A 26188-nucleotide genomic window follows, 5' to 3' on the forward strand; every position below is an offset into this window, starting at 1 on the left:
CCATTTTATTGGAAATCTCATCAATGTCATGGTCTTAAATTTGGGGGATAGGTCACAAAGCTATTAACGTTGGCAGCTCAAGTCCAAAGCGGTGAAGCAAAAGGGGCGTTATCTACAGTGAAAGAGCTGCGTGATTTGGTGTGAACGTGGTTGATGGAGAATCGAAGTTTACAAACAAATTGTTAGACGCCTGGGGAGATAACTGACGTATGAACAACAAGATAAGCCGTTGGCTCGATTGCGTGAAAATAAGTAGAGTCCCGCATAATAAATAAGAGCCTTCTTCTGCATTAAAATATATGTCGAGGATAGCCCCTAACAAGCTAGAGGCTTTTTCGGACTCAAATGCGGGTCAAATAGGTATCATAATCAAATATCATTTCGAATAAGGAGTTTTCCTATGGGCGTTTACGCTCCTGTACTTCGTGTATTTTTCAACATAGACGGGGAACTTCGTTCGTTTTATTGGTTTCAATGTGTAAATGATGATTTGTATTGGGGGAGTTCTCGCCCCAACGATTGCATATTGTTCGGTAGTTCGATGGGGGATAAAGCGACAATATCTCTTGAGAGCATGGAGAAGTTAAATATCGAACAGACAAAATATTCGTATCACGAATCAGGGATATTTCACGTCAAAGTTACGTTGGACGATAAAAAAGTACTCTACAAGTCACACATGCAGTGGCCAATTACAAAAGCCGAAGTCAGTCCATTTAGGTTCATTTCACTTTTTACCTCACCACCAGAGACATATCCAAAATATTTACGCAATCCCACGAAAAAAGATGGGCGAGCGATTTCAATTCAATGTTTAGGGAGTACGACGTCACAAAGGCTTTATATTGAAGGCTATATATGCAAAGAGGGAGATCTCACTTTCCCTACTCCGTTGGTTGCCCTGAATCCAACGGCAAAATACAAATTCGTATACCAATCAATAAATGAAAAATACCTCCTTGCATTTCGCATTTGGCCGCTAAATAGCAGACATGATTTACATCATTGGAACCCAGAGCTTGAAATCTGTTTCTACACTGAATAATTTCAAACAGAAAAATATTACTTATTCATTGCTTTTCGACTCCGCTCATAAATTTAGTGTTTTTCGATTCGGGAACCAAATAAAGTCCTCCAAATACAAAAATACCATTTTGCAAAATGATAACTAAACAACTAACAATTCATTCCTATGAAAGCTGCATAGACACTGCGAACTTTGACATTAATCCCGTTTGTCACTCTTAGCAGTCAAGTAATTCTAGGGGATTACCATCCTCTAGCACTGACGAGTTGAAATCACATATAAGAAACAAATATTCTTTACAAAATACCTTCTATAACTAAAATTAATTTAACAAAGCAACCTGCGGAGACTCTCTATATGTGGGAATACTGGGTCGTGCCGATTTTGATTGCCTGCATAGGCTTCGTGATAGGTGCCTGCACCGCAGCGATAAAAGCTTATTTAAGTTCTAATTTTCCCGGCTCTACAGTGGGAAAACTCAGCAACAATTGGTACGTCATACTTATTTCGGTTTTCTCAATTCTGGTTTACGGCCAAATGCCAATGTTATTACTTGAATTTACAACATCAGATACGATGCTACAAAGAATGTTTCTGTTACAAGACATTGTCTTATGTACAATTATGGTACTTTCTGCGATTCAAGGATTTAAAGTGACAAGCAGTGTGTGCTTTGATCATTTGCGAGTAATTAAATAGGTTAATCCTTGTTTGCTCAAAAATGTTTAAGCTCATTTAATACACCTATTTGCAAGTCGATAGCACTACTCGTTGCAAATTGACGGTACCTCCTATTTCACTAAAAGTACCGCTGTATCGAATAGTCCCTTTGTGCCAAAAGCGGACTTTTCAGAGTGCAATTGTAAATCTGTTCTATTGCTACTTACCGAACCTTAAGAGCATCAACTGTGTTACTGACATCTCGCAGTAACATCCTATTGTAAAACACTGTTACACGCTGTAATTTGTTGAAAATGATAACGTTAGTTAATGATTTCTTGGTTAACCCACTAGATGTTACTTAGAAGTCTACATAATAACTATTAATCTTTTGGAGTCCTATGGACGCACAAGAAGTCAAAAAAATACTTGAAGAATACTATGAGGAGCTTACCGCTATACTGGGGAGGTTCACTAAAACACGAGATGGTATTCATATTGATCAAAAGGATGGCTATCGGTTAAGAGAAATTGCTACTGAACTTGTAGACTTCATTTCAGACCATATTCCCAATTCAAAACATCATGCAGCGTCAATCGCAAACTATTATAATAATGGAATTAGAAACTGGCTTAATAGTTCCTCCTACGCCAGCGTTGAAGAAATACGCGGCGCAGTTAAATCTCTGAGGACTAGAATCGAAAGAAACCCAAAATTTTTCGAGGCAGAAAGTGGAGAAATCTTAATTGACGAGGGAGATAAAGTTAAGTTTGATGGAATCGAGGCAATAGCGAACAGGTTTCATGCTGTTGTTATGCAACTACGACAGCGACACGACACAAGAACAACAGTTGACGTAAATGACGAATATGATGTTCAAGACTTGTTTCATGCTTTATTAAAGTTGTTTTTTAACGATATTCGAGCTGAAGAATGGAACCCAAGCTATGCGGGCGGTTCATCACGAAGTGATTTCTTGTTGCCCGAAATAAGTACAGTTGTTGAAATAAAGAAGACTCGTCACTCCATGACTACTAAACAACTAGGAGAGCAACTCATAGTTGATATAGCTAAATATAAAAAGCATCCTCAGTGTGCCCGGCTGATATGCTTCGTATACGATCCGGAAGGAAGAATTAATAATCCGAGGGGTATAGAAAACGATCTAAGCAGTTGTGACAATGAGCTTGATGTTAGAACAATCATCGTGCCAAAGCATATATAAATTTAACAAGGCGCTTTGGTGCTTACCTAAGTTACTCTTTGGTAAGCCCCAAAGCGCGGCGTGTAAATTGATTAGAGATTCATGGAAAAATTCAGATTTATAGACAGGTTCTTTCATAGTCAATACGAGTTATTGGATTTCACTCAAGTAGATGATAGAGATTCCAATTCACTCTATACCTTCCTTAACAATCTACATACAACAGCAGATAGGTTAAAAGAAGACTTTGACTGCGACATTAAGTCATCACCAGATTTCAAAATCCTTAGACTAATTAGAAACTATTTTCATCATGTTGGGGATGTCGAAGAAATTCGACTTAAGGTCGTAGTTGAACCGGATGTCTTGGTAAGTCATTCAGAGCATTTGCTAATACCTCTAGAAACGTTTGCGAAAAGCGTAAAATCTTTCATCGAAAACAATACACTTCCAGAAAAGAGTAAGAACTTTAGAAAGAAACAGGATTTCATCGCTGAAGAAATGAGTTCTATATCTGAGATATTTGACTATACGCAAGACTTACTAGCTAACCTAGAGGTCTTTTGTCACAAACCTAGTCTAAAACTAGATGGAACAATCTATGAACTTGGCTTTGATATGTACAAATTTGTTTATAATATAACGAACATCGTTGCCGATAAATGTCGAACCATAGATGTCCTAAAGAATAAATCTGTTGTTTTAGGGCTCGATGAAAGCTACACCTCAATTAACAACATTGGCAAGCATGATGTATTCTGCCACCCAGATAACGTCCCAATTACAACTACTGAAGGCTTTGTATATGCTAAATCAATCGAGGCCACGATATAACAAGGTCAGCTAGAGGGGCATTAACGTCCACAATTCGCTCATAACAGACTATGTGATTACATTGGAACCTCCCTGCTAAACTAAAAGGCTAGATATGAGCCTCAGCACCTTTGTTGAAGTTTGACAACAATGACGTGCTTCTACATTAACCCAATCAAGCACAAAAAGGACGCTAGGTGAAATTATTTCATTTCCTACCAGAAAAGTGGGCTATTGAAGCCTTGCAGAAGCAAAGATTAAAAGTTTCAAGATATTCTGATTTTAATGACCCGTTTGAACTTACAGCCATGGTTTTAGATGATAAGTTTGACCGAACTGTCATCAATGAGAGTAAAAAGAAGATCGATGAAAAAATTCGAGTCTTATGTTGTAGTGCTAGTTGGAATAGTCCCCTTTTATGGGGGCATTATGCAGATAAACATAAAGGTGTTGCGCTCGTGCTAGACGTGCCTGATTCAGCTGCCGAGGCGATTTCTTACCGAAAAACTCGTGAAAAGGTAGATTTAGAAAATCTATTCTCCAACCGAGATGAAGAATCAAAACGTCGTTTATTTAAACTTTGCAATACTAAATATATTGAGTGGGGTTATGAAGATGAGTATCGTGTTCAATTTACTCAAGAAGATTTTTATTCTGAAAATGGGCATTGCTTCTATAATCTTGACGAAATAAGAATTACAGGGATTATTATTGGAGCACTAAATGAAACACTTACTAAGACTGTTATCAGTCAATCATTACCAGATGGATATAAGGTCGAAGTAACTACAACCAGAATTGCTTTCAGAACGTTCAATATTGTTCACAGAAAAGATAAACCAAAATACATAGTCATCGGTGGTAGTTAGTAAGTTTCCGAAAAAGACATAAACCTTTTTGATTGCTTTCCTTGGTTGATATTTTTAGCTTTATATAGAAGTACCAATCACTGAGTCGTTAAGGTCAGCTAATCGCTCTTAGCGGTCCATGGATCTATGCCAGTCATTGCGGGTAGCGTGGCGTTTGAAAGTTGCGGTACGCAGACATCACAACGAGTAGTAACGCTCTGGTGAATCCAGTGGTAACTTGGGGCGATGTTTTACAAAAAATTAAAAAAGAAAAGTTCACTATCCAGAATACCTTACATAAGTATATGGCTATTAGATCAAATTAATCCCATAGGATAGCTTGGGAATCCATACGTTTTGTTTCACAAAGATGTAAGTAACTCCATCATCACCTGCGCTGGCTGTAGTTCCATTAAGAATACGATGACAATCCTTTTTATTAATTCCATGAAAGTACTGTAAAGCTAGAGCTCCCCACTCGCCTTCCACAGTGAGATCTCCAGTAGCGGCTACTGCGAGTACTTTAAACAAACTTTTTTTGAGCTGGTTTCTATTGCTTTTGATTATAGAAGCCTTAGGCTGTCGATAAACGGTTAAATTACAAAGACCTTTCATCCTCAAAAAAATGATGAACGGAGAGAGCGAGGCTTGCTGCCCTGGTTTGGTAGCAAGAAATGAATTCACATCAGATTGCCTAGGAATCACATCTCCCGCAGTGCTGGAGTGCTTTATCAAACTAGTAGCAGCTCTGAGATACAAACGAACGGTTCTCAAGCTCAATGGGTGCTTTTTTTTGGGGTTGGTTAAATACTCGTAATAACTCGACAAAATAGAAGATAATTTCCTGCCCGTGTTTGCTGAATCTAAAATTTTTCGGATTTGATGCCGCTCCGAATCTTCGGCCTTGACGACCTTGTCAACTTTCACTGCACCTGATTCAGCAAGCCAATCGAAAAATCGTTTAAAGCGCCTCATCTTAGCCACACTGAAGTAGTCAACTAATGCTCTATATTCAGGCACTTTGCCCCACTGACATTCAATTTCATAAAACAACTGTGAGTATTTATTGAGTTGCATGGCTGCAACTGCAGCACCTCTGCGCTCTCGCAACCAATCAGAAAAGTTAGCAAATATATCTTTGACTGCCTGGGTCGCAAATAAATGTGAAGTCACAGATTTACGCTGCTTAAATACTCCAATCCAGTAGCAGCTCTCACATACCTTCCCGTAACCAGCAGGAAATGGCTGGCTGCATATTTCACATATCCGAATCCCCTCATCCATGCAAAGCATGCATATCCCTTTACCGAGGTCTTCGTTAAACGTTAATTTTCTATATCTGTGGCATTTGTGGCATGTACCAAACGATGCTGTGGGATGACACTGATTACAGAAAACTTCTACATCTCCCAAGACTGAAACGACACGATATTTCCGACTTACATTTCCACACGAAGTGCATTTTTTGGGTTCTACAAAATAAGGAAAGCACTTATTGCAAACAGGACCTATATCAGTAATCTTGCTTATTTTTTCGCTTTGAACCCCGCATCGCACACACGGTTTTAGTCTTTCACAGCGCTTACAGACTGCCTTAGGCATATCAATTGGGAGGCGAGCAAACTCATTACATTCGGGGCAGTGTCGGTGTTTAAAAACTCTCTGATAGCATGCCTGGCAGTAAGTCTTGCCTTTATAGCGCCTATGAAGCTTCTCTGGATATTTTCCACATTCTGAACACTCGAAACGCTCCATTATTTAATCACTTTTCGTTCGTTTTTATGACGCTTAAATGATTTAATTAGCTGTTTCAATTTCCGCATCACAAGGTACTTTGGGGCAGGATTCCACCCGGGTTTGCGTGCTGATCTTCTGTAACTCAATTGGTTATCTGGCAGCTTTTGGACAAGAGCCTCGATATATGGTGGTACTACTTTGCAATCCCCAACGAATGATTGCCTTGTGATCCCATATTGAACTAAGCAAGCATAAAAATCGTCGAGAGGAAGCCGAAGAAACTGCATAAAACCTATCAATAATTTATGGCGGTCATCGGGCGGTAGCTTTTCAAACTTTAGTGCTTTTGAATCATCTGAGGCATCTGGCAACTTGATTTGGAGGTATTCAAACACAGATTTAAGAGGGGAAGTCTCTGATCTCATAGCGCGCCTTGAAAGTGACCCCAGAAAAGATAAATAGCCGAAAAGCGCTACCGAACTCCAACTGACGTCACAAAAAACACCGTGACCTTTGCTAACAATTGAGTCTAAGAGGGACTGAATCTCCAACGCAGATTGCGAGCAAGGCTCAGTACTTATTTCTTTTAAATCAAACAGGCAACTAGAACAGTAAGTTAGATTACAGATATCTTTAGATAGCAGATGCGGAGATATTGGAGATAAACATTTGGAGCACTTATCGATTAATAAGCAACGATGTGTTGCACAGGCTGTATGCCATGCTAGCCGCCAATGTATGCGTAAATAAGGCGAGCTATCTTCCCTGAAGCAACTCGGGCAAATATTATAACCACCTTCCCGCTGGCGATTACGGCAACCTAACGTGAGTACCCAGGGAGTTACAGTTCCTCGGCGTTTAGTTAATTCAGTATTGGAAATATTAATTTCTATAGGACTTAGAGTCGTTTTATACAGCACATCTGGTGCTACGCCGGTAGCTTTAGACAACGTCTCTAGAGCATCAAGCCTCATCCTGTCTGTGTCAGTTGTCCAAACTCTTTTCTTCGGCCAAAGTATCTCCCCCAAAGCTATACTCGTTATCCCGTGGGCATAACTTAGCCGTAATAGAAAAGAGGATAAACTCTCATCCTCTAACAAAGATACGGGAATACCCCATTTGGGGTTTACAGCTGAACTTCCCTTATGCCACGAGTAGGTCGGATCCATTTATGTTCCTCTATGATGGCTTTAGTTATTTGTTCTTGGCCAGACTTTATGGCCTTAATCGCACACTGGCGTAATAAGGTATGCAAATTGCCAATGTTTCCCTCTGATATGGTATGAAGTAATCTTGCACTCTCCGGTAAGTGCAGCTGGGAGGGGAGCTTTAATGGCAGAACCTTTTCAAAGGCGGCTAATAGCCGTTGGAATGACTTATCGAGCTCCCACGTCGGTAAAGTAATAACATCAAATCGGCTGGCATGTTGCGGGTCAGTGTGCAAAGCTCTCACTGCCTCACGAGTACCTACACCCACTATTGGGATTTTCAACTCATTGCAAAGTAGCTTGATGGAGTTCATCACCTCACGTTGTTTCACTGCCGTGCCTGTGATTAACGAATGAAATTCGTCTATGATCAAAATCTTCGTATGACATGAGCGCAACAGATGAATAGTCTGATATCGTAATTTTGTGGCAGGGTCGGTGGGTCGGTACGGAGCATATATCTGCTCAAGAATCGATATAAGTAATCCCTTTTCATCTGCTACAGGGGGCGATTCAGCGACAATTACAGGTCTTACGGCTTCGAAATTGTCATTAACATACCCCTGCCCGTAAATATCTTCAAAACGCTCAACAATTGTGCTTTTCCCATTATTACTATCAGCAACGATTAATAAGTTGGGCATTCTCGTACGTTTGGGCATGAGCATTAAATTCTGCATTGTGTCGAGAATCAAATGCGCCTGGTCGTACCCAATCCAGCGTTTTTCATTAATAAAATGGATCCTATCCTTGTCTGAAAAGCCAACTACATGCCTGAAATCTTGGTGTATATGCTCTAATGAATTCATAATATATCTCCGAATGCTTCGATATCACCATCAAGTAAGTCATTAGATAGAGTTGGTTCAGCAGTTCTTATTACTGGCGGCTCACTACCTTGGAACAATACTGGAATCTCCTTACGGGATTTTTCATGCTCGATTTTTCGTTGAGCTAACCGACGAGCTCGTTTTGTTTTTTCTTTAGATGCTTCGACATGAGCTCGTAGGTCAGTAATCGCTTGAAAAACCTCAACCTCATTGAAACTGCTTTTACCTTCTGCCTTAAGGCGCTCTTTAGCCAATCGATACTCCCATATGCTTATAGGAGGAAGCGTTAAATCTGAAAAAGGAATTTTAAAATACTGCTTAATCTGCGGATCAAAAAACCAAAGTTTGCTTATATCTCTTGGGTCATATCGAAAGATAAATTTGCGTTTTTTGCTCGGGTCATCAAGATCTGGGCTATTAATCCAAGGACGAAGTACATCAGCATAGTAAGTGAAGTGATCATTTGTGACCCCGGACGTCTGAACAGTCCTTTTTTCACATGGCATAAAATCAAGCAATAAAGTAAAACGATCAGCTGGCCGTGGAGGCAGACCTACACCGATAACCCTATCATTACCAAAGACACCTATTTCCCACTGCCTCAGGGGCGTTACTCCAAGTTCAGCATGAATCCGTTTGTGATAGACACGACAGATAAGACCTGCCAACCAAGTTTCAAACTCAGATTTCGTCATCGCTGCATGTTTATCGGAGTCATAACCAGCGCGCTCTTTAATAGATGAAAATGTTGTTCCCGGTAAATCATGAACTTCAAATAAAAATGTACCTAACAGGCGCTCTATGTGACCACCATAGTTGGGCACTCTAACGGGTCTAAATTCGAGATTAATATCATGCATCAGGCAAGAATTTCTGAAATTACCTGACCTAAACTCAGCCCCATTATCCACATGTATAGTTCTTGGCTTCCCCCACACAGGCCATTCAGCATTTACATCGTTCAGCAGAAGCCACTCATCTTTTGGGCAAATAGAATGTGCAACGCACATAGCAACAGACGTTTCTGAGGGAGGATCAAATGAAACGTAATAACCAGTTACCATGCGGCTATAAACATCAATGGCAAGCGTTATCCAAGGTTTGCCTATTGGCAATCTATATTCATCATCGACCAAAATAATATCGACCGGCGTATGGTCAATTTGAATGACTTGCAAAGGCGCATCTGCGTTTGGGAAACGACCTGGTGTTGGGGTATATTTATTTTTTGCCTTCTCTGATTCACCACGAGCTCTTAAACGCACCCTTTCAGGTATTGCCTTAATCCTCTCTCTTATTGTATTTCCAGCTGGCGCAGTAATTCCTCTCAGTGAACAAACCCTTCTTACCTCTTGGACAGTCTTGTTTACACGAGACCTTTGCTGCGTGAGATAAACGGACTTAATAGCTGAGTCAATAATATCTTCTATGACATGAGTGATCCGTTTATTACCTTCTTTCCAACCGGGCTTTCTAGGAACCAAGGCGGATACAACTCCATAAGCTTTAAATCGGCTAAGCCATCGATAGAGGGTCGCGATACTGGTATTCGTATCTTTAGCTCTTGCTTCAACTTCTGCTTTAGAAACAAAACTTTTATTAAGTAATGGTTTGATTGCTAAGTAACGCTGCTCTGCAATTAACCAGTCTTTATCCGCAATAGCTGCCTGATCCAAGTCTATAAATTCGTTTCGTGCAGAGTAAGGCTTAAATTGCGTAAGCTCTTTAATTCGCAAAGGTTTACTTTTACCTGTCTCGACGGATACGCCAAGAACCGACTCAAAATCAAGAACCTCTGAGATCCGGTAAATATTCGTATCGTGAACGACATAACTGCCAATATTAGTATCTACTACAGCTCGATTGACAGGAAATGAACTAACTTCATTTTGGTTTTCGCGCTCTTTTTCCATATTAATTAACCCATAGCTCAGAATAATCGGACAGAGGAACAGAGAGGTCACATTTCAGTTTATGTGTCGCTACTAAATGCCAAATATGTGATATCCCGGTGGCTCGATAAATACCCATATAATGTCGGGCAAGCAAAGAGTGAAACTCAACAACACCACGTTCCTTTACTGATTCAATAATATGAAGGTTATCTTCATTTAAGAATTCTAAGCGTTGGTAACGGCTTAAAAACATTATATTTTTAAGTACTTGGTCCCTAATCCTGGATTCATCATAAATCCTAAACTCCCATCCTTGTTCACGTGCATAGCGCCTTGCAGCCTTCCACTTAACAGACCATTCGCGCCAATTCTTTTTCCATTCTTCGGAAGGTTTTATCTCAACTAACATGGGTTTTGGGTAGTTCGAAGATATTGAGAAATTTGAACCAAGGGACCAAAGGACTAAAAAGTCTGGGGTATATGAATATGTGCGCCCCCTTGGTGTTCGGAAAGGGATAGCAACTGGCTGAGGAATAACTTGTGCTACATCAAGGTTAAATTCATGACGAATTACGAAATCGCGTTCTAGTGTCGATTCATACGCTATCGAGGACTCCCCCCTGAAAGCATAAACTCCCGACACACTTCTTCGGGTCGGTTTAATTTTGCGTGTTTGCTTAGGTATAGGTTGGTATCGACTATTACTACTCATTTACACCTCAGTATCATTAAATTTAGTATATTAGTCTCAGTAATTTGAGAAAAAACGTGCCTAAAATCAAAGAAAAATGTGGTGATAGTCTCATGAATTTCTGCAAATGACAGTGGTTCTGTACCTCGTCCCGGAGAAATATCTTTAGCCCATAGCGGCATTTTGTTTCTGGATGAGGTACCTGAGTTTCCACGTCTGGTACTCGAATCACTACGCCAACCTTTAGAAAGCGGCAAAGTATTTATCTCAAGAGCAGCGCGGCAGGCTGAGTTTCCTGCCTGTTTCCAATTGGTAGTAGCGCTCAACCCAAGCCCGTCAGGTCACCACAAAGATGGCCGCTCCAGCCCGGAGCAAATCCGCCGTTATTTAAGCCGTTTATCTGGTCCTTTTCTCGACCGTATCGAACTCCAGGTCGAAGTTCCACTGTTACCTAAAGGCAGTTTAAGCCAACATAAACAGGAAGAGTCCAGTGTTCAGGTAAAACAAAGAGTGCAGTCGGCACGAGCTATTCAGTGGCAACGGCAAGGCAAAGCCAATGCACGCTTAAACCTGACTGAACTGGCACAACACTGTTACTTAACACCAGCAGATGCCGATTTTTTTGAACATTGCCTGACCCAGCTCAAACTATCTGCCCGCAGTTATCACAAACTGCTCAAAGTAGCACGTACTCTGGCCGACTTAGCTCAGCGTCCGCAGATAGAGCGCACGGATTTACTCGAAGCCTTAAGTTATCGCTCCTTTGACAGGCTACTCAATCATCTGCAATCTTAAGATGCTTTGGCAGGCCGTGCTTGATGTGCACCTAAAAACTGACTAATAGCGATCGCCAGCACGCCAGACAACATCAATAAGGAAAAAGGCAGAGCTGTTCCGGTATAAATCAGCGCTAATAGAGGACCTGCTAATGCACCACTGCCAAATCTCAGTGTCCCAATCACCGCCGTAGCTGTGCCACTGTGCTCAGGAAAACGCATCAAAATCATCGCGTCTGCATTAGTGGCAATCAAACCCAAGCTTGCCATCAAAGGCCCAATACTCAGCACAGTGAACACTAAACCTAGCTCAAACCAGTTGGCCAGACAAAGTACAACAGCACTGCACAGTGCTGACACCAGTCCCATATTCAGCATACGCTGCGGACCAAAGCGGCTGACCAACCTGCTATTACAGAAATTAGCCAGCATCAGCATGCCCACATTGAGTGCAAACAACAGACTAAATAGTTGTTCGTTGACTCCGAAGTATTCAATATAAACAAAAGGCACCGCGGTCAAAAAGCAAAAGAAAGAAAAAGAGGCAAACATCGAGGTCGCAATTTGTGGTCGTGCCGCCAAGTGAGCAAACACAAAACGATAACCAGAGAAAAACTCCAGCTGCCGTCCTTTCACGACTGGCACAGGATCAGGTAAAAAACGCCAGGTCAGCAGCAGGATCAATGCCGAATACAAAGCCAGCACTAAAAAGATATCCTGCCAATGCCCAACCCAAAGTACAGCACTGCCGATAGCAGGAGCGATCAGAGGCGCCATCATCATAATCATCGACACATAGGACATGCCTTTGGCTGTATTTTCCTGATACAAAGCACGAATAATTCCAGGAATGACCACAGTTGCCGCACTGCCAGCAAAAGCCTGTAGAGCGCGTAACGCTAACAACCACTGAGCGTCGTGGCAAAAAGCTAATGCAAAACTGGCCAGGCAAAAAAAGCACAGCCCACCTAAAGCCAGAGGACGACGACCAATAGCATCTGCCAGCGGGCCAAACAGCAGCATCCCTAATCCGTAAGCTGCCAGATATATGCTCAACGATTGCTGAATAAGACCAATATCTGTACCTAATTCATCAGCCATCACTGGCATGGCAGGCAAATACATATCAATGGCCAGAGGGGTAATAGCGATGATACTGGCAAGCAGCACCAATAAACCCAAAGAAACAGTTTTACTCATAATAGGATCCAGACAGGAAGCAATTAAATGATACCTGATCTGAGTAAAATTTATTGGCAGCACCATCTTAAAAATTGCGACACTGGTCCCGAACTGTGTTAAAAACAGGCAAGGAGCTTATGCTTTACCGGAGCCTTTATGAGACTTTTTGTTTTATTCTTCAGTTTGGTCAGCTTATTTACCCAAGCTGCCAGCATTAAAGTGGGTTTACATGATTCCGCTCCCTGGGCATACCGGAATGCGCAAGGGGAAATGACCGGTGTGGATTATGAGATAGTAAAAGCTATTTTACAGCGTGAGGGCATTGAGGCTGAGTTTGAACTCTACAGCTACAATCGCTTGCTCAAGCTATTTTCAGAACAAAAACTGGACATAGCCAGTCCTGTTGCTGTGCCTTATCCCGGCGCATTTTACAGCCAGCCCTATTTCACTGTGTTGGATGTTGTTGCGAACAAAAGTACAACAAAACTTAACATCGATAGCATGAAAGATTTGACGGGAAAAACTATTGTTGCCTATCAACAAGCCAGTGAAGTATTAGGGCCGGATTTTTCTGCCATCATCAAAACAGCACATTACCTGGAAGAAGCAGACCGCGAGAAACAATTTGAGTTATTAATGAATGACCGGGTTCAATTGATGGTGGGGGATCGGAAGGTACTCAGCTATTATGCCAATAAAAATTATGGTCAGGGTACCTTGCAAATACATGAGATTTTCCCCGCCGTCGAATACCCTGCGGCATTCTGGAGTCCGGAGTTACAGGCAAAATTTAATACTGGCCTGCTTCATCTTATAGAATCAGGAGAATTTCAAAAAATCCATGACAGGCCCAGACTTTAATCCAGAGTTTTTATCATCTTAGCTGGATTACCTGCCACCACTACATACGCTGGTACATCTTTAGTCACCACAGCACCAGCAGCAACAACTGCGCCCTCACCTATACTGACACCAGGTAAAATAATGGCTCCGCCGCCAACCCAGACCGAGTTTCCTATGGTCACGGCCACGCCTTTTTCTAATCCGGTTTTTCGCTGCGCCGCATCCAGCGGATGGGTCACGGTGTATATCTGAACTCCGGGCCCTAGCAGCACATCATCTCCAATACTCACTTTAGCCGCATCTAAAATAACGCAGTGATGATTCGCATAAAAGTTCTGCCCCAGTTCAATGTTATAGCCATAATCACAGAAGAAATTGGGCTCGATATAGCAGCTGCCCAGCTTACCAAACAGCTGTCCGGCCTGCTGTTGATGAGCTTTAAAAGGTAAAGGCCCCTGTTGATTCATCTGCGCACACAAAGCTTTGGCATGCTGCCGTTGTGCTGCCAGAACCTTATCCGCAGGATTAAACCACAAGCCTGCAGCCATTTTTTCTTGCTCTGTCATTGATCTTTGCCTCTTTAAATGAATAGAACATCAGCTGCTCTATATCTGGGTGTTAGCATAAAGCCTTAGGCTTTTTATAGTGTTATGCGTTGGAATAGAGATATACTAAGGTTAATGTTGTTGCTTAGCTGGGTTAAGAGATGAAAAAAACAAAAGTAATTACTACCGAAGAAATACTGCTCACGCTCTGCCATTCTGTGACTCAGGTTTTGGCTGCAGCAGGTAATGATAAAGTTGCTTACTCACCTATGGTGCAAAAAATCCAAAAAACTTGCCTGCGTCCAGATTTAGGCTGCTTCGTATTATTTGATGGCGGTTTTTCTGGTTTAGTCATTATCAATTTTACCGCGCAAGCTGCAATGGAAATTTACCGTAAGTACATGATGAGCATGGGGATGCCAGAGTCTGAACTTGCCAATTTCCATACCTCAGACGAGGTAGGTAATGTGATGGGTGAGTTGATGAACCAAATAGTGGGTGACTTCACCAACAGAGTCCGGATGGAGCTGCAAACCTCTATTAATCAAAGCCAACCTAAAATGATGGCGATTAATAAACAAGTGCAAATCATGATCAATACCCAGTTGGACCAGCCTCAAGCCAGACGAGTCACGTTCAGCACCCCCAACCACGCCATTTTTTATATGGAACTGTCTATGGATAAAACTGAATTTATCCAATTACATGACTTTATTCCAACTCAGGACGAAAATCCGGACGATATCATCGCGCATACCAATGCCACTGAAACAGAAGCTGTTGAAGTGTTAACCTCTGACGCAGACGATGATTTTCTAAAAAACCTGGGACTGTAATATTCTGTGACTGCCGTTGGCTCAGTGAACTAACGGCAGTTTTATCCTGAAACAAGCACCACCCAAACGACTGTCATCAACCCTAACACTTGCCTGATGCCATTCCATCACCCGACTGACAATAGCCAAGCCCAGACCAAAACCACCAAAACCTTTTTGCCTGCTTGGATCCAATCGGACAAAAGGCTTCAGAATTTCTGCTCTTTGTTCCAAAGCTATACCAGGTCCGTCATCTTCCACTGTGATCTCAATCGAATGCGGTTTTACTTCAAGTGTCATCAGTACCTGAGTACGAGCAAATCGTTTCGCATTCACCAGTAAATTTTGCACTGCCCTTTCCAGATAATGACCATCGCAGACATAAATGCAGCCCGCCACCACCTGAAGTTTGACAGGAGCACCAGGCAGAGGAGATAACTTTTCAACTAAGTTCTGCAGCAATTCAGATAAGTCGACCTGCTGCTTCTTCAACTGTGGCTGTACCGATTCGAGACGGGCATAGTCCAGCATCTCATCCACCAGATGCTCTAACTCTTTAACATCATTTAGCATCAGTTGCTTTTCGTCTGTGGGCAGAGCTGACAATTCCAATGCGAAACTCAAACGGGCTAAGGGGGTACGTAATTCGTGCGAAACAGCCTGTGTCATTTCGCGCTGCAAACCCAGTAATCGCTGAATTTGTTGTCGCATTTGTTCGAAACTAAGCGCAATAGGGGCGATAAAAGATCGCACTGGCACAGCAGCTGGCGCATTAGGCTCAGACAATTGTTGCTTGAGCTTTTGAATATCGCGGGCTACAGGCCAAAGCCATAACCATACAGCCACAGCTAACAATCCTAAAAACAACAAACTAAACCAGTAGGAAGGCACAGCACTTTCGGTCAAATCAGCAGGACCAAGCTGCCACAACTCATCCTGTTGTATCGCATAAAAAAACACCTGGTCTTGGGTGAACAAAGGAACCACCTGCCCTGCGTTTAACGCAGCAAGTTCAGAATCCGACCATAAAATACTGCCAGCGGGCAATTGAGTGACAGGCAATGCCGAGGACAGCTTTGCATGCGGTAAAGACTGAGTACTGAGTTGTCCGGCCAGATTGTCTGCCAGTAACAGTACCCAAGGCGGAACCTGACTTTGAGTTTCCTGCCAGATCCGCTCTACAGTCCAGCCAACACCAATCAGTACCAGCGAAATAAAAAGATAAAAATGCAGGAATAGCCTGGACACTGCTTAGCTATTCCAGGCGTCTGCAACAAATAAGTAGCCTTTACCCCAGACAGTTTTAATACGAAATGGCGTTTCGGCGTTATCATTAAGTTTACGACGTAAATGCGACACACGAACGTCCACTGTACGATCTAAGCCGTCGTATTCACGACCAATGATCTGTTTATGAATGGCTTCACGTTTAACCGTCTGCCCCGCATGTTTAGCCAGCATCCATAACAAATCAAACTCATAACTGGTTAACTCGACCAGTTGACCAGCAAAATGCGCTTCTCTGGCACTGTTATTCAGATTCAGCAGACCAAAGCTAAGCTCCTGATTTTCAGTTTTTTGTGTCGGACTGCTCCGTCTTAACAAAGCGTGTACTCTGGCCAGCAAGACACGAGGCTCAACTGGTTTAATGACATAATCATCAGCCCCCAGCTCTAACCCCAACACCTGATCAATATCACCTTGTTTGGCAGTTAGCATTAAAATGGGTGCAGTAAACCAGGGCCTGATAGTACGGCACACGGTAAAACCATCCATACCAGGCAACATCAAATCCAAGATCAGCAAATCAGGCAACCAGGTCTGACAAATAGCCGGAACTGTATCACCACGACTTTCCAACCGAACCTCAAAGCCTTGTTGCTGCAGAAAGCTCTGTACTAAAGCAGCTAAGCGGGCATCATCTTCAACCAGTAAGATTTTTTGCATCAAAACACACTCCAGGGTGCCACCAGACGTCGTCTTTTTTCCGGCTGACGGCTTAAGACTATTAACTCTTTTTGCAATAACACATCATGGTCGTGTTGCAATCTGACTTCCGTTTTACCCGGCCAACTCAATACTTGCTGCCATTCTCCCTGTTTGACTTGCTGCCAACACTGCATTTGCTGCTGTGCAAAATACAGACACAGATTTTCAACTTTGCTGCTACTCCAACTGACATTTAGCTGAGTCTCACAAACTTGTTCTGGTGTTGCAGAAACACAAAAAGCCGGACTTACTGACCAGCATAATTCAGCCTTGCATTCAGGGGGCTGGGCGGCAGCCAGCATCATATTACCGGCGAATAACAGCCCGAACATTCCCTATCCTTCGTTCAATAAAAGCGATAAACCATACCTACAAACCAGGTCTGCACTGAATCATCCTGCACTAACGGACTATCCGTCATCGCATCATCCAAATGCAGATATCGATAAAAAGTAAGTACAGACCAGCGTGAAGTCAGAGCCTTCTGCCAGCCTAAACGTAATTCAGGTTGCCAACTGGCCCGTCCATCATAACGCCCCAGGTAATAGAGTTCATCGTCATCCACCCCATAGTAGGTGTCGATCAGTTTGGCACTTTTCCAGTATAAAGTGGTACTCAAATCAAACTGCCCACCAGCCAGAGGCCAAAAACGCGACCAACTCAAACTGGCATTCTGGCCCTGGTACTTGGAGTTGATGTCTTGCCACAGGTTCAGTCGGCTTTGCCACTGCTCTCCAAACCAGTTGAACTGTAAGCCAGCATCCAATGCGGTCGGCCTTTTTTTCACCTGTTCAACCGATACTGTGCTCATCGTCTTTTCGGTGCCAATTTCAACGTCAGGAGGTAACAACGCACCAGCGCTGTTCATCGTAATGACATTACCGGCAAACCAACGCTGGAAGTAGCCCTTTTCTGAGTTCAACCGCATCACCACACTGGCCGCAAACTGATCATTCTGAACCAGACTGTAACCTAAAGTGCCATTGTCAATGAACCAAGTGTCGGTATAGTAACTAAAATCCGGCAGAATCAGCATAGGAAAGCTGTCACCGTCATAAAGAGGATTACTGCGTTGTCCCGCGCCTATAGCGACAGACAACTGAAATTGTTCAGACTCTACGCAACCGTCGGCGTTTTCGCTGCATGCCAACACGGCTTTGCTGCTCAAAAGGCAGATGAGAAAAAACCAAACTACAGATTTCATCGGACGGGTTACTCAGGCTAATCATGGCGCATACTTTAGCAGTTAATACAAAACAGCTTAAGCAAAGTTAACAACTTCGTACAAATTGCCGCATTCAGTCACAGCACGGCTGTGGCTAAACATAGGATCCACGACGTAGAAAAATACGTAATCAAATCAAATTGTGAGGTTGTGATAGCAACCAGTGAAAAGGATCACTGACCACAATTTAATGCTATGATGCCCAGCATTATTAAGAATAAATAAGCACCTCGAAGCCGTGCTCAGGAAGAGCTATTGTCGGGGCTGGGGTTATCCCAAAGCATACCGAAGATAAAGCCATGTTAGGGCGACAAGAGATTGAGTCGTCAGGAACATAGTTGTCTATGTGACTGATGCGAAAGAGCGCAGTCAACGTAGCTGCAGCTTCAAGTAAGAAGGGTATATGAAGTCAACAAATCAGCCAGGAATAGCCCCGATGACACCAATGAAAGGAAAAGCGACCTCTTTTGATATCGCTTATCTGGCTGGCGTCTCGCAATCCACGGTTTCGCGTGCGTTGCGTGATAGCCCGGCTGTGAATCAGGAAACCAAAGACAAAATATTCGCCATTGCGAAGCAGTTAAATTACAAAGTGGATAAAAACGCCAGTAATTTACGCAAACAAACTACTGGCACTTTGGCACTATTACTGTTTGAAGACCCGACTGTAGACGAATCTCAGATCAATCCGTTTTTCCTCGCTATGCTGGGCAGTATTACCCGGGCTTGCAGCCAACGTGGACACGACTTACTAGTCTCTTTTCAGCAACTGAGCAATGACTGGCACGCTGACTATGAGGACAGTAAAAAGGCCGATGGTATTATTCTGCTGGGTTACGGTGACTACAAAGACTACGAAGAAAAACTCAACACCTTGCTGGCGCAACAAACTCATTTCGTCTGTTGGGGAGCTGAAGTGCAAGGCCACCCTGAATTCACAATCCGCAGTAATAATCTGCAAGGCGGAAAACTGGCGGGCCAACATCTGCTGCAACAAGGACGCAGCCGCTTTGCTTTTATAGGTAATGCATCCGATAACAGTCCTGAGTTTTTAGCTCGTTATCAGGGCATGGTGCACGCCCTAAAACAAGCAGGAATAGCAGAGGACACTGTGGCGCAGCTGGATGCCATTTCAACAGAGCAAGCTGGCTTCGATGCAATTAATCAACTACATGCTCAGGGTAAAACTTTTGATGCACTGTTTTGTGCCAGCGACCTGATCGCCATTGGGGCTATTCGTGCTTTGCAGAAAAAAGGCTTGAGGGTGCCTGAAGATGTCGCTGTGGTCGGCTTTGATGATATACCTGTGGCCTCTTTTTCATCACCGGCTTTAACTACTATTCAGCAAAATACCTCTTTGGCTGGTGAAATGCTGGTGGTCAATTTATTAAAACTGATTAATCATCAGGCTGTAGAATTGACAGAAATTCAGCCGAAAATTATTGTCCGTCACTCTTGTGGTGCTGCAGAGCGTTAAGCTGCAGCCCAGGTTCTTTGAATGAAACTATCCAACAAAGCTTTGCATCCGCGCAACAAACATCAACACCCCTATGATTTTGCCGCCCTCTGTACTGCAGTTCCAGCACTCAGTGCTTTTGTCCGGGACAATGGATACGGCCAATTATCCATAGACTTTGCCAATTCGGATGCGGTAAAAACTCTGAACCAGGCCTTATTAAAACAGCTGTACTCAGTTGCTCATTGGCAACTGCCGGAAGGTTTTTTATGTCCTGCAGTGCCCGGCCGCGTTGATTACCTGCATTATCTGGCTGATTTGTTAGCTTTGCTGAATAAAAACAGAGTACCGACCGGTAGCAAAGTGCAGTTGCTGGACACAGGTTGTGGTGCCAATCTGATTTATCCTTTATTAGCTCAGGCCGAATACGGCTGGAAGGTAACAGCCTCCGAACTGGATCCGGTGGCTGCAAAAGCCGCCCACTTATTGATAGAGCAAAATCAGCTACAGCATAAAATTACGCTGCGTCAGCAACCCCATTCCAGTCATATTTTTCACGGCATTATTCAGCCTACTGATTTGTTTGATCTGACCTTATGTAACCCACCCTTTCATACCTCGGCTGAGCAAGCGGCAGCAGGCAGTGAACGTAAAGCCAAACATCTGGGGTATAAAAAAGCAGAGCTAAATTTCGCTGGTCGCTCGCATGAGCTATGGTGTGACGGTGGAGAAGTGGCGTTTATCAAAACGATGATTGAGGAAAGTCAAAGCTATGCGCAGCAAGTACTGTGGTTTAGTAGCCTGGTGTCCAAACAGGACAATCTGCCAGCACTTCAGAAGCAGTTAACTCAGTTGGGCGCAGAACATCAGGTAGTTAACATGCAGCAAGGCAATAAACAAAGCCGGATTTTGGTCTGGAGTTTTATGCCTGAAAAGCAGCGTCAACTCTGGGCTCAGTTCAGATGGCAAAAGAAATAACGAACTCAAATGGAAGTGCCTCTGACCTGTCCATCGCTAAACGAGGTCAGAAGCGGGAGAACTCTTGCGCTAACCTTTATTTAGAAGCTAAGCGACGTGTTTTGACGCGTAGTACGTATAAAGCGGCAATAATCCAACTAACACCACCTATCACCAACGCATAAATCGCTTGTTTCTCAAACAAATGATTCACCAGCGAGCCTAAAATACTGGCGGCCAATAACTGTGGCAATACGATAAAGATATTAAATATCCCCATATAAACCCCCATTTTATTGGCAGGCAAGCTGTCAGCCAATAAAGCGTAAGGCAGAGATAAAATAGAGGCCCAAGCCATCCCCACACCTATCATCGGGATCCACAGCATCAGCGGGTCTTCTATCCACATAAAGCCAAATAAACCAAAAGCGCCACAGACCAGATTAAAACTATGGGTCAGCTGAATACTGCTTTTTCGGACCATAACAGGGATCAGAATAGCCGCAATAGCCGCAAAACCATTGTAAATAGCAAACAATATCCCGACCCAATCCGCACCTTCGTTGTAGGCGGCCGAGGTAGGATCACTGCTGCCGTAATGAGTGGCTGTCACTGCAGCTGTGGTGTAGATCCATAATGAAAACAAAGCAAACCAGGAGAAAAACTGCACTACAGCTAATCTGCGCATCGTAATTGGCATGCTGTACAAATCATCCACTATTTGCACAACCATGTTGTAGTTTTCTTTGGTCTTGTACCAACTGGTCAGCCACTGCAATAAACCAAAGGCAGCTAAACCGCCACCGAGAATATATAACTGCTTGTCCATATCCCAGTTGTAAACCACAGTCAGGCAGATGAGACCAACTAACACAAAAGCCCAGCCGCGATGGAAATAGGTTTTACCTGAACCTGCAACCTGCATAACGGGAGCCTGATGATCCGGCTCAGCCATCTCGGCTTTTTCATACTCGGCCAGTTGTGCCGGACTGTATTCTTTGCTGCGGATTACAGTCCAAAGCACTGCCAATAACAACACAGCACCGCCAGCATAAAAAGAATATTTTACCGAGTCGGGGATCTGACCTTCAGGGGCAGTATTGGCAACATTAAACCAATTGGTCAAAATCCAAGGTAAAGCTGAAGCAACAACAGCACCTACACCTATGAAGAAGCTTTGCATTGAAAAGCCCATAGGGCGTTGTCTGGCATTTAAATTATCACCAACAAAAGCACGGAACGGCTCCATAGTGACGTTAATGGCTGCGTCTAGAATCCACAACATACCAGCTGCTATCCACAAACCCGGAGAATTCGGCATAAAAAATAACGCCAAAGTTGTGACTATGGCGCCATAAAGAAAAAATGGACGACGACGTCCCAGTTTGGTCCAGGTTTTATCACTAAAATGCCCAATCAGAGGCTGTACTAGCAAACCAGTTAAAGGCGCAGCAATCCACAGAATAGGAATTTCATCAATACTGGCGCCCAGCGTCTGAAAAATACGGCTGACATTGCCGTTTTGCAGCGCAAAACCAAACTGGATACCAAGGAATCCAAAACACATATTCCAGATTTGCCAGAAACTGAGATTAGGCTTTTGTTGCATATCGTTGTCCTGTTGCGTCCGGTAGCTTTATTCCGGATCAGATCCGCTTATCAGCCACTCTTGAATTAAAAAATAGGATCGATCTCAGGGAAAGCACTTTGGCTTCTGGTCTACAAACCTTTATCCCGGATCTGATGGTCAGCCTTTATCAGTAGCCGAACTTACTTTTATAGGGTGCCCGATTAGAACAGTGATGCATGCTGTACAACAAGATGAATACGTATTCAGATCAGGCCCTGAACTGCATTTATTCAGCCGTGCTTGCTTACTATGCCCTGCCTGATAGAAAAGTAAAAGGACGCTAAAAAGCGTCCTTCGGCTTTGATTTTGCGTTGTTACCAGATTTTGACACGAACCGCATCATCGCGGTACATACCATCACCAGGTTTCACATCAAAAGTCTGATAAAATTCAGGCATATTCGACAGCACACCCAGCACACGATACATGCCCGGAGAGTGAGGACCAGTGATCACTTGCTGACGCAAAGAAGCATCACGGAACTTAATACGCCAGACCTGAGACCAGCCCATAAAGAAGCGTTGATCACCGCTAAAACCATCGATCACTGCCGCAGGTTTGCCTTGCAATGAAGTCTGGTAAGCTTTAAACGCAACAGTTAAGCCACCCAAATCGGCGATGTTTTCACCTAAACCCAAAGCGCCCTGCAGCTTTAAATCATCAATAGGGTTAAAAGCACTGTACTGGTCAATCATCAACTGAGCACGTTTCTGGAATTGCTCAGCATCCGTAGCTTGCCACCAATCAGTTAAGTTACCATTGCCATCTGAACGGCGACCCTGATCGTCAAAGCCGTGGGTAATTTCATGACCAATCACACCACCAATAGCTCCATAGTTGACGGCATCATCTGCATTCACGTTAAAAAACGGTGGCTGCAGAATAGCGGCTGGGAACACAATTTCGTTCATGGTCGAGCTGTAATACGCATTGACGGTCTGAGGTGTCATACCCCATTCAGTCCGATCTACAGGTTGACCTAATTTTGCCACCATACGGTCAAACTCACATTGACCACTGCGGCGCATATTACCCAGCAAGTCGCCTGCTGTGACCTCTAAACAGCTGTAGTCACGCCATACATCAGGGTAGCCAATTTTAGCGTTAAATTTAGCCAATTTTTCCTGAGCCGCTTTTTTCGTTTCCGGGCTCATCCACTCCAGTCCATCAATAGCTTCTTTAAAGGCAACTCGCATGTTTTTAATCATTTGATCCATGCGCTCTTTTGCTTCAGGCTTGAAGTGACGCTCCACGTACATCTTGCCCAGCATAAAGCCTAAAGAATCTTCCAACGCAGCCACAGCTCGTTTTTCACGCTCACGCTGCGCTTCCAAACCAGACAAGGTTTTACCGTAGAATTCAAAACTGGCCTGATCAAAACTACTGGCCAGTAACTCACTGCTGGCACGAACCATATGAAATTTTAAATAAGTCTGCCAGTCTGCAAGCGGAATTTCGCTTTGTAATTTGGCAAAAGCCGTCAGATAGGTCGGTTGACGTACGACCACCTCTTTCACATCAGCAAGTTTAGCGGCGCCCAATAACGCAGCCCAATCAAAACCCGGCGCGGTTTCAGCCAATTGCGCCAGAGTCAGCTTGTTATAAGTGGCATTACGATCGCGGTTTTGCACCCTGCTCCACTGCGCCTGAGCTAGTTTGCTTTCAATAGCATAAACTGTGGTCGCCACTTTAGCCGGATCAGCCCAACCCGCCAGTTGTGCCACTTTAGTGATATAAGCCTGATACTTCTGCTGAATTTCTTTCGACTTTTCATCAGTATTCAGATAGTAGTCGCGATCCGGCATGCCCAGACCTGACTGGTTGGCGAGCGTAATATATTGCTCAGAAGCTTTCTGATCCTGGCCAACAAAAAGCACCACCGGCGTACCAGTACGATAGGCCTGTAATTCGCCCCAAAGTTTAGCTAAGTCCGCATGGGAAGTTAAAGCATCCACTTTCGCAAAGTCAGCTTTTAATGGCTCCAGACCCAGAGTATCCAGAGTGGCAGTGTCCATATAAGAGCGATAGAAATCAGCAATTTTCTGAGTGTCAGAACCAGGTTCAGCAGTTTTTGCTGCCAGTTCCTGCACTATAGCCAGTACTTGTTTATCGGCATTTTCACGTAGCTCGTCAAAACTACCCCAGCGACCTTTATCCGCCGGAATTTCAGTCTTCGCCAGCCAGTTACCGTTTACATAACGGAAAAAGTCCTGTTGCGGCTTCACGCTGGTATCCATATTGGACAGCTCAATGCCGGAGGTTAATGTTTTCACTTCAGCGACAGCAGCAGGGGCTGTATCAGTGGATTGCGTTGGAGTTTGAGCTTTTTCACAGCCAGCCAGTGCAACCAGCACGGCAAGGGCCAGAGTAGATTTTTTTAACATGCTTCTTCCTGGAATTGATTTTAGTTATTTGGTTTTTACGCAAATCCAGTGTAAAGAAAACAAGAGTATTGTCCAGACTTAAGATTTTGACTGCGACTAGCAGCAGAGCAAACCAGACCAAATAATGCAGAGAGCTACTCTGGATCAGCCCTCCAGACCCTCAGCGATCTGAGTCGTTACCTCAATCAACCAACTCATGTTTTGCTCGGCAGCAGGTAAATCAAGTTCGGCCAGAACCGCCTGAGACAACTGCTCCAGACTCTTCTGCACAGACAAGGATAAATGGCTATCTGGGTCCGTCACTAACCCCAATACCGTTACCCAAAGCAGCCGCAAATCAGCCAGAGCTTTGGCTTGCTCAAGTCTGGAAATCTGGGTTGCAGTTTCAAGCTGATACAAAACACGACGAAACACCTGAGCTTCAAGGGCTTTAGTGTTCGACGCTAAAAGACGGGTCGTACGATATACATCCAGTGGACTGCGCATCAGACAGACTTAACTGAACAAACTCAGTAAAGAACGTGCGCCTTGCTCTTTATTACCCAACCCCAGAGTTTGTTGCTTTAACTGCTGACGGGTTTCCTCAGCCTGTTTTAATAATGCAGCTCTGCTTTCTTCATCAGGCGCAGCAAGGGAAGCACTGCGGCCACCAGTACGCTCTGATTCAAGACTAGCGGCGGCTTTACTGACCGCTGTTGCTGTCTCTAACCGGCTTTTCAGTTTTTGATCTTCTTTGGCTAAACGTTCGGAGCTTTCATTGACAGACTTTTCTGCCGCAGCCAATACACTAGTTTTACCTTCTTTGCCATTTAAGAGTTCACGGGCTTCTGCCGCTGAACCAATTTTCTCTGGTAGCCCCAGACTTTTATCCAGCTTACTGCTGCGAAGCTCAGACTGACTGCCATAACTATTGATAGTCACTTTAGTACTATCTTTGTCGGTCAGTAAATTCACCCCCTTGCCAGTATCAGCGCCTTTATAACTGGCACCTTCCAGCGATTTTTCGATACCAGAGCGCAGAGCCGAATATTCTTTTTGTAATTTCTCGCGTTGTGGAGCGGCCAGCGCATCATCAGCCAACTTAGTTGCGACTTCACGCACTTTAACCAGCGATTCTTTGATGTCACTGGTTGCCGCCTGAGCAGTTTCTACTGCGCCTTTGCCTTTGGCTAAGCTTTGTTGCACTGCCGAATAATCTTTAGCGGCATTGCGCCCTGCCCGAAATTCCAGTTCTGCTTTTTTGCCGGGAGACTCCGCAGTTGCTGTATTGGCGGGACTTGCAGAGGAGCTGCTGACTGGATTCAGTGTAGGAGCTGAAGGAATAAAGCCGGAAGTAAGGTTACTAATCATACAAAACTCCATCTGGACTGGCGGCCAGAAATTAAACTACTTACTAGTTTAACCCCATAGCGCTGTTTCGCCACTTAAAAATAGCTATTTTATAACCAGAGATCCGCGCTCCGTTATATTCC

25 protein-coding genes are annotated in these 26188 nt (G+C 43.7%); 10 read left to right on the forward strand and 15 right to left on the reverse strand.

Annotated features, from left to right (window positions below; translation table 11 throughout):
- Positions 1 to 400 precede the first annotated feature (400 nt).
- The 5 genes from WH43_RS18230 to WH43_RS18250 all read left to right on the forward strand — a co-directional run bounded on the left by WH43_RS18230 (position 401) and on the right by WH43_RS18250 (position 4574).
- The gene (locus WH43_RS18230; RefSeq protein WP_053425992.1) at positions 401 to 1045 is read left to right on the forward strand and encodes a hypothetical protein; all 645 of its coding nucleotides are present in this window, start codon (positions 401 to 403) and stop codon (positions 1043 to 1045) included.
- 339 nt (positions 1046 to 1384) lie between these two features.
- Entirely contained in the window at positions 1385 to 1726 is a 342-nt protein-coding gene (locus WH43_RS18235; protein ID WP_053425993.1) for a hypothetical protein, read from the forward strand.
- A 362-nt stretch (positions 1727 to 2088) separates the two neighbouring features.
- The gene (locus WH43_RS20975) at positions 2089 to 2913 is read left to right on the forward strand and encodes a PD-(D/E)XK nuclease domain-containing protein (RefSeq protein ID WP_286050007.1); all 825 of its coding nucleotides are present in this window, start codon (positions 2089 to 2091) and stop codon (positions 2911 to 2913) included.
- An 81-nt stretch (positions 2914 to 2994) separates the two neighbouring features.
- Positions 2995 to 3726, forward strand: coding sequence for a hypothetical protein (locus WH43_RS18245; protein WP_053425994.1), 732 nt, complete (start codon positions 2995 to 2997; stop codon positions 3724 to 3726).
- 176 nt (positions 3727 to 3902) lie between these two features.
- A complete protein-coding gene (locus WH43_RS18250; protein ID WP_053425995.1) occupies positions 3903 to 4574 on the forward strand; it encodes a DUF2971 domain-containing protein in 672 nt (223 codons plus the stop codon).
- 291 nt (positions 4575 to 4865) lie between these two features.
- Here WH43_RS18250 and WH43_RS18255 read toward each other — a convergent pair whose 3' ends face one another.
- The 5 genes from WH43_RS18255 to WH43_RS18275 form a co-directional block, all read right to left on the reverse strand.
- Entirely contained in the window at positions 4866 to 5837 is a 972-nt protein-coding gene (locus WH43_RS18255) for a hypothetical protein (protein ID WP_152342902.1), read from the reverse strand.
- 470 nt (positions 5838 to 6307) lie between these two features.
- Entirely contained in the window at positions 6308 to 7459 is a 1152-nt protein-coding gene (locus WH43_RS19925; protein WP_082335856.1) for a TniQ family protein, read from the reverse strand.
- Positions 7417 to 8307: a TniB family NTP-binding protein gene (locus WH43_RS18265; RefSeq protein ID WP_053425998.1), complete on the reverse strand. Its 891-nt coding sequence runs from the start codon at positions 8305 to 8307 to the stop codon at positions 7417 to 7419. Before WH43_RS18265 ends, WH43_RS19925 begins: the two co-directional genes overlap by 43 nt.
- Positions 8304 to 10241: a TnsB C-terminal domain-containing protein gene (locus tag WH43_RS18270; RefSeq protein WP_053425999.1), complete on the reverse strand. Its 1938-nt coding sequence runs from the start codon at positions 10239 to 10241 to the stop codon at positions 8304 to 8306. Before WH43_RS18270 ends, WH43_RS18265 begins: the two co-directional genes overlap by 4 nt.
- A gap of 1 nt (position 10242) precedes the next feature.
- Complete coding sequence (locus WH43_RS18275; RefSeq protein WP_053426000.1) at positions 10243 to 10935, reverse strand: heteromeric transposase endonuclease subunit TnsA; 693 nt, start codon at positions 10933 to 10935, stop codon at positions 10243 to 10245.
- A gap of 96 nt (positions 10936 to 11031) precedes the next feature.
- Between WH43_RS18275 and WH43_RS18280 the strand changes: the two genes are divergently transcribed.
- Complete coding sequence (locus WH43_RS18280; RefSeq protein ID WP_082335857.1) at positions 11032 to 11709, forward strand: ATP-binding protein; 678 nt, start codon at positions 11032 to 11034, stop codon at positions 11707 to 11709.
- On the opposite strand, the gene WH43_RS18285 is transcribed toward WH43_RS18280, so the two are convergent.
- Positions 11706 to 12890, reverse strand: a complete 1185-nt coding sequence (locus WH43_RS18285) for a Bcr/CflA family efflux MFS transporter (RefSeq protein ID WP_053426001.1) — start codon at positions 12888 to 12890, stop codon at positions 11706 to 11708. The genes WH43_RS18280 and WH43_RS18285 overlap by 4 nt on opposite strands.
- Positions 12891 to 13091: 201 nt before the next feature.
- Here WH43_RS18285 and WH43_RS18290 point away from each other — a divergent pair, with 201 nt between their 5' ends.
- Entirely contained in the window at positions 13092 to 13733 is a 642-nt protein-coding gene (locus WH43_RS18290) for a substrate-binding periplasmic protein (RefSeq protein WP_286050008.1), read from the forward strand.
- On the opposite strand, the gene WH43_RS18295 is transcribed toward WH43_RS18290, so the two are convergent.
- Positions 13730 to 14281: a sugar O-acetyltransferase gene (locus WH43_RS18295; RefSeq protein ID WP_053426003.1), complete on the reverse strand. Its 552-nt coding sequence runs from the start codon at positions 14279 to 14281 to the stop codon at positions 13730 to 13732. The genes WH43_RS18290 and WH43_RS18295 overlap by 4 nt on opposite strands.
- Before the next feature lie 140 nt (positions 14282 to 14421).
- On the opposite strand from WH43_RS18295, the gene WH43_RS18300 reads away from it, so the two are divergent.
- The gene (locus WH43_RS18300) at positions 14422 to 15096 is read left to right on the forward strand and encodes a DUF3334 family protein (RefSeq protein ID WP_053426004.1); all 675 of its coding nucleotides are present in this window, start codon (positions 14422 to 14424) and stop codon (positions 15094 to 15096) included.
- 21 nt (positions 15097 to 15117) lie between these two features.
- Here WH43_RS18300 and WH43_RS18305 read toward each other — a convergent pair whose 3' ends face one another.
- The 4 genes from WH43_RS18305 to WH43_RS18320 are packed head-to-tail and all read right to left on the reverse strand — an operon-like array spanning position 15118 to position 18217.
- A complete protein-coding gene (locus tag WH43_RS18305; protein ID WP_053426005.1) occupies positions 15118 to 16323 on the reverse strand; it encodes an ATP-binding protein in 1206 nt (401 codons plus the stop codon).
- A 3-nt stretch (positions 16324 to 16326) separates the two neighbouring features.
- Complete coding sequence (locus WH43_RS18310) at positions 16327 to 17022, reverse strand: winged helix-turn-helix domain-containing protein (protein WP_053426006.1); 696 nt, start codon at positions 17020 to 17022, stop codon at positions 16327 to 16329.
- Positions 17022 to 17396 (reverse strand): DUF3019 domain-containing protein, encoded by a 375-nt coding sequence (locus WH43_RS18315; RefSeq protein WP_053426007.1) that lies wholly within the window; start codon positions 17394 to 17396, stop codon positions 17022 to 17024. The genes WH43_RS18310 and WH43_RS18315 overlap by 1 nt, the downstream gene beginning before the upstream one ends.
- A gap of 14 nt (positions 17397 to 17410) precedes the next feature.
- A complete protein-coding gene (locus WH43_RS18320; protein WP_053426008.1) occupies positions 17411 to 18217 on the reverse strand; it encodes a MipA/OmpV family protein in 807 nt (268 codons plus the stop codon).
- Between the two features lie 508 nt (positions 18218 to 18725).
- On the opposite strand from WH43_RS18320, the gene WH43_RS18325 reads away from it, so the two are divergent.
- Both WH43_RS18325 and rlmF read left to right on the forward strand, forming a co-directional pair.
- On the forward strand, positions 18726 to 19766 hold the full coding sequence (locus WH43_RS18325; protein WP_221411372.1) for a LacI family DNA-binding transcriptional regulator: 1041 nt from the start codon (positions 18726 to 18728) through the stop codon (positions 19764 to 19766).
- Between the two features lie 21 nt (positions 19767 to 19787).
- Positions 19788 to 20723 carry a 23S rRNA (adenine(1618)-N(6))-methyltransferase RlmF gene (rlmF, locus tag WH43_RS18330; protein WP_053426009.1) on the forward strand — a complete coding sequence of 312 codons (936 nt, stop codon included), beginning with the start codon at positions 19788 to 19790 and terminating at the stop codon, positions 20721 to 20723.
- A gap of 76 nt (positions 20724 to 20799) precedes the next feature.
- On the opposite strand, the gene WH43_RS18335 is transcribed toward rlmF, so the two are convergent.
- The 4 genes from WH43_RS18335 to WH43_RS18350 form a co-directional block, all read right to left on the reverse strand.
- The gene (locus WH43_RS18335; RefSeq protein WP_053426010.1) at positions 20800 to 22311 is read right to left on the reverse strand and encodes an MFS transporter; all 1512 of its coding nucleotides are present in this window, start codon (positions 22309 to 22311) and stop codon (positions 20800 to 20802) included.
- A 335-nt stretch (positions 22312 to 22646) separates the two neighbouring features.
- Entirely contained in the window at positions 22647 to 24716 is a 2070-nt protein-coding gene (locus WH43_RS18340; protein ID WP_053426011.1) for a M13 family metallopeptidase, read from the reverse strand.
- Positions 24717 to 24860: 144 nt separating this feature from the next.
- Entirely contained in the window at positions 24861 to 25202 is a 342-nt protein-coding gene (locus WH43_RS18345) for a flagellar biosynthesis regulator FlaF (protein WP_053426012.1), read from the reverse strand.
- Positions 25203 to 25211: 9 nt separating this feature from the next.
- Positions 25212 to 26066: a flagellin family protein gene (locus WH43_RS18350; RefSeq protein ID WP_053426013.1), complete on the reverse strand. Its 855-nt coding sequence runs from the start codon at positions 26064 to 26066 to the stop codon at positions 25212 to 25214.
- Between the last annotated feature and the right edge of the window lie 122 nt (positions 26067 to 26188).

Origin of the sequence: Rheinheimera sp. KL1, assembly GCF_001275035.1 — a bacterium.
Taxonomy (GTDB): domain Bacteria; phylum Pseudomonadota; class Gammaproteobacteria; order Enterobacterales; family Alteromonadaceae; genus Pararheinheimera; species Pararheinheimera tangshanensis.

What these genes read in the sequence shown, in the direction of transcription:
- WH43_RS18230 (WP_053425992.1), top strand. Translation starts at nt 401, where the DNA reads ATGGGCGTTTACGCTCCTGTACTTCGTGTATTTTTCAACATAGACGGG.
- WH43_RS18235 (WP_053425993.1), top strand. Translation starts at nt 1,385, where the DNA reads ATGTGGGAATACTGGGTCGTGCCGATTTTGATTGCCTGCATAGGCTTC.
- WH43_RS20975 (WP_286050007.1), top strand. Translation starts at nt 2,089, where the DNA reads ATGGACGCACAAGAAGTCAAAAAAATACTTGAAGAATACTATGAGGAG.
- WH43_RS18245 (WP_053425994.1), top strand. Translation starts at nt 2,995, where the DNA reads ATGGAAAAATTCAGATTTATAGACAGGTTCTTTCATAGTCAATACGAG.
- WH43_RS18255 (WP_152342902.1), bottom strand. Translation starts at nt 5,837, where the DNA reads ATGGATGAGGGGATTCGGATATGTGAAATATGCAGCCAGCCATTTCCT.
- WH43_RS19925 (WP_082335856.1), bottom strand. Translation starts at nt 7,459, where the DNA reads ATGGATCCGACCTACTCGTGGCATAAGGGAAGTTCAGCTGTAAACCCC.
- WH43_RS18265 (WP_053425998.1), bottom strand. Translation starts at nt 8,307, where the DNA reads ATGAATTCATTAGAGCATATACACCAAGATTTCAGGCATGTAGTTGGC.
- WH43_RS18270 (WP_053425999.1), bottom strand. Translation starts at nt 10,241, where the DNA reads ATGGAAAAAGAGCGCGAAAACCAAAATGAAGTTAGTTCATTTCCTGTC.
- WH43_RS18275 (WP_053426000.1), bottom strand. Translation starts at nt 10,935, where the DNA reads ATGAGTAGTAATAGTCGATACCAACCTATACCTAAGCAAACACGCAAA.
- WH43_RS18285 (WP_053426001.1), bottom strand. Translation starts at nt 12,890, where the DNA reads ATGAGTAAAACTGTTTCTTTGGGTTTATTGGTGCTGCTTGCCAGTATC.
- WH43_RS18295 (WP_053426003.1), bottom strand. Translation starts at nt 14,281, where the DNA reads ATGACAGAGCAAGAAAAAATGGCTGCAGGCTTGTGGTTTAATCCTGCG.
- WH43_RS18300 (WP_053426004.1), top strand. Translation starts at nt 14,422, where the DNA reads ATGAAAAAAACAAAAGTAATTACTACCGAAGAAATACTGCTCACGCTC.
- WH43_RS18310 (WP_053426006.1), bottom strand. Translation starts at nt 17,022, where the DNA reads ATGCAAAAAATCTTACTGGTTGAAGATGATGCCCGCTTAGCTGCTTTA.
- WH43_RS18315 (WP_053426007.1), bottom strand. Translation starts at nt 17,396, where the DNA reads ATGTTCGGGCTGTTATTCGCCGGTAATATGATGCTGGCTGCCGCCCAG.
- WH43_RS18325 (WP_221411372.1), top strand. Translation starts at nt 18,726, where the DNA reads ATGACACCAATGAAAGGAAAAGCGACCTCTTTTGATATCGCTTATCTG.
- rlmF (WP_053426009.1), top strand. Translation starts at nt 19,788, where the DNA reads ATGAAACTATCCAACAAAGCTTTGCATCCGCGCAACAAACATCAACAC.
- WH43_RS18335 (WP_053426010.1), bottom strand. Translation starts at nt 22,311, where the DNA reads ATGCAACAAAAGCCTAATCTCAGTTTCTGGCAAATCTGGAATATGTGT.
- WH43_RS18340 (WP_053426011.1), bottom strand. Translation starts at nt 24,716, where the DNA reads ATGTTAAAAAAATCTACTCTGGCCCTTGCCGTGCTGGTTGCACTGGCT.
- WH43_RS18345 (WP_053426012.1), bottom strand. Translation starts at nt 25,202, where the DNA reads ATGCGCAGTCCACTGGATGTATATCGTACGACCCGTCTTTTAGCGTCG.
- WH43_RS18350 (WP_053426013.1), bottom strand. Translation starts at nt 26,066, where the DNA reads ATGATTAGTAACCTTACTTCCGGCTTTATTCCTTCAGCTCCTACACTG.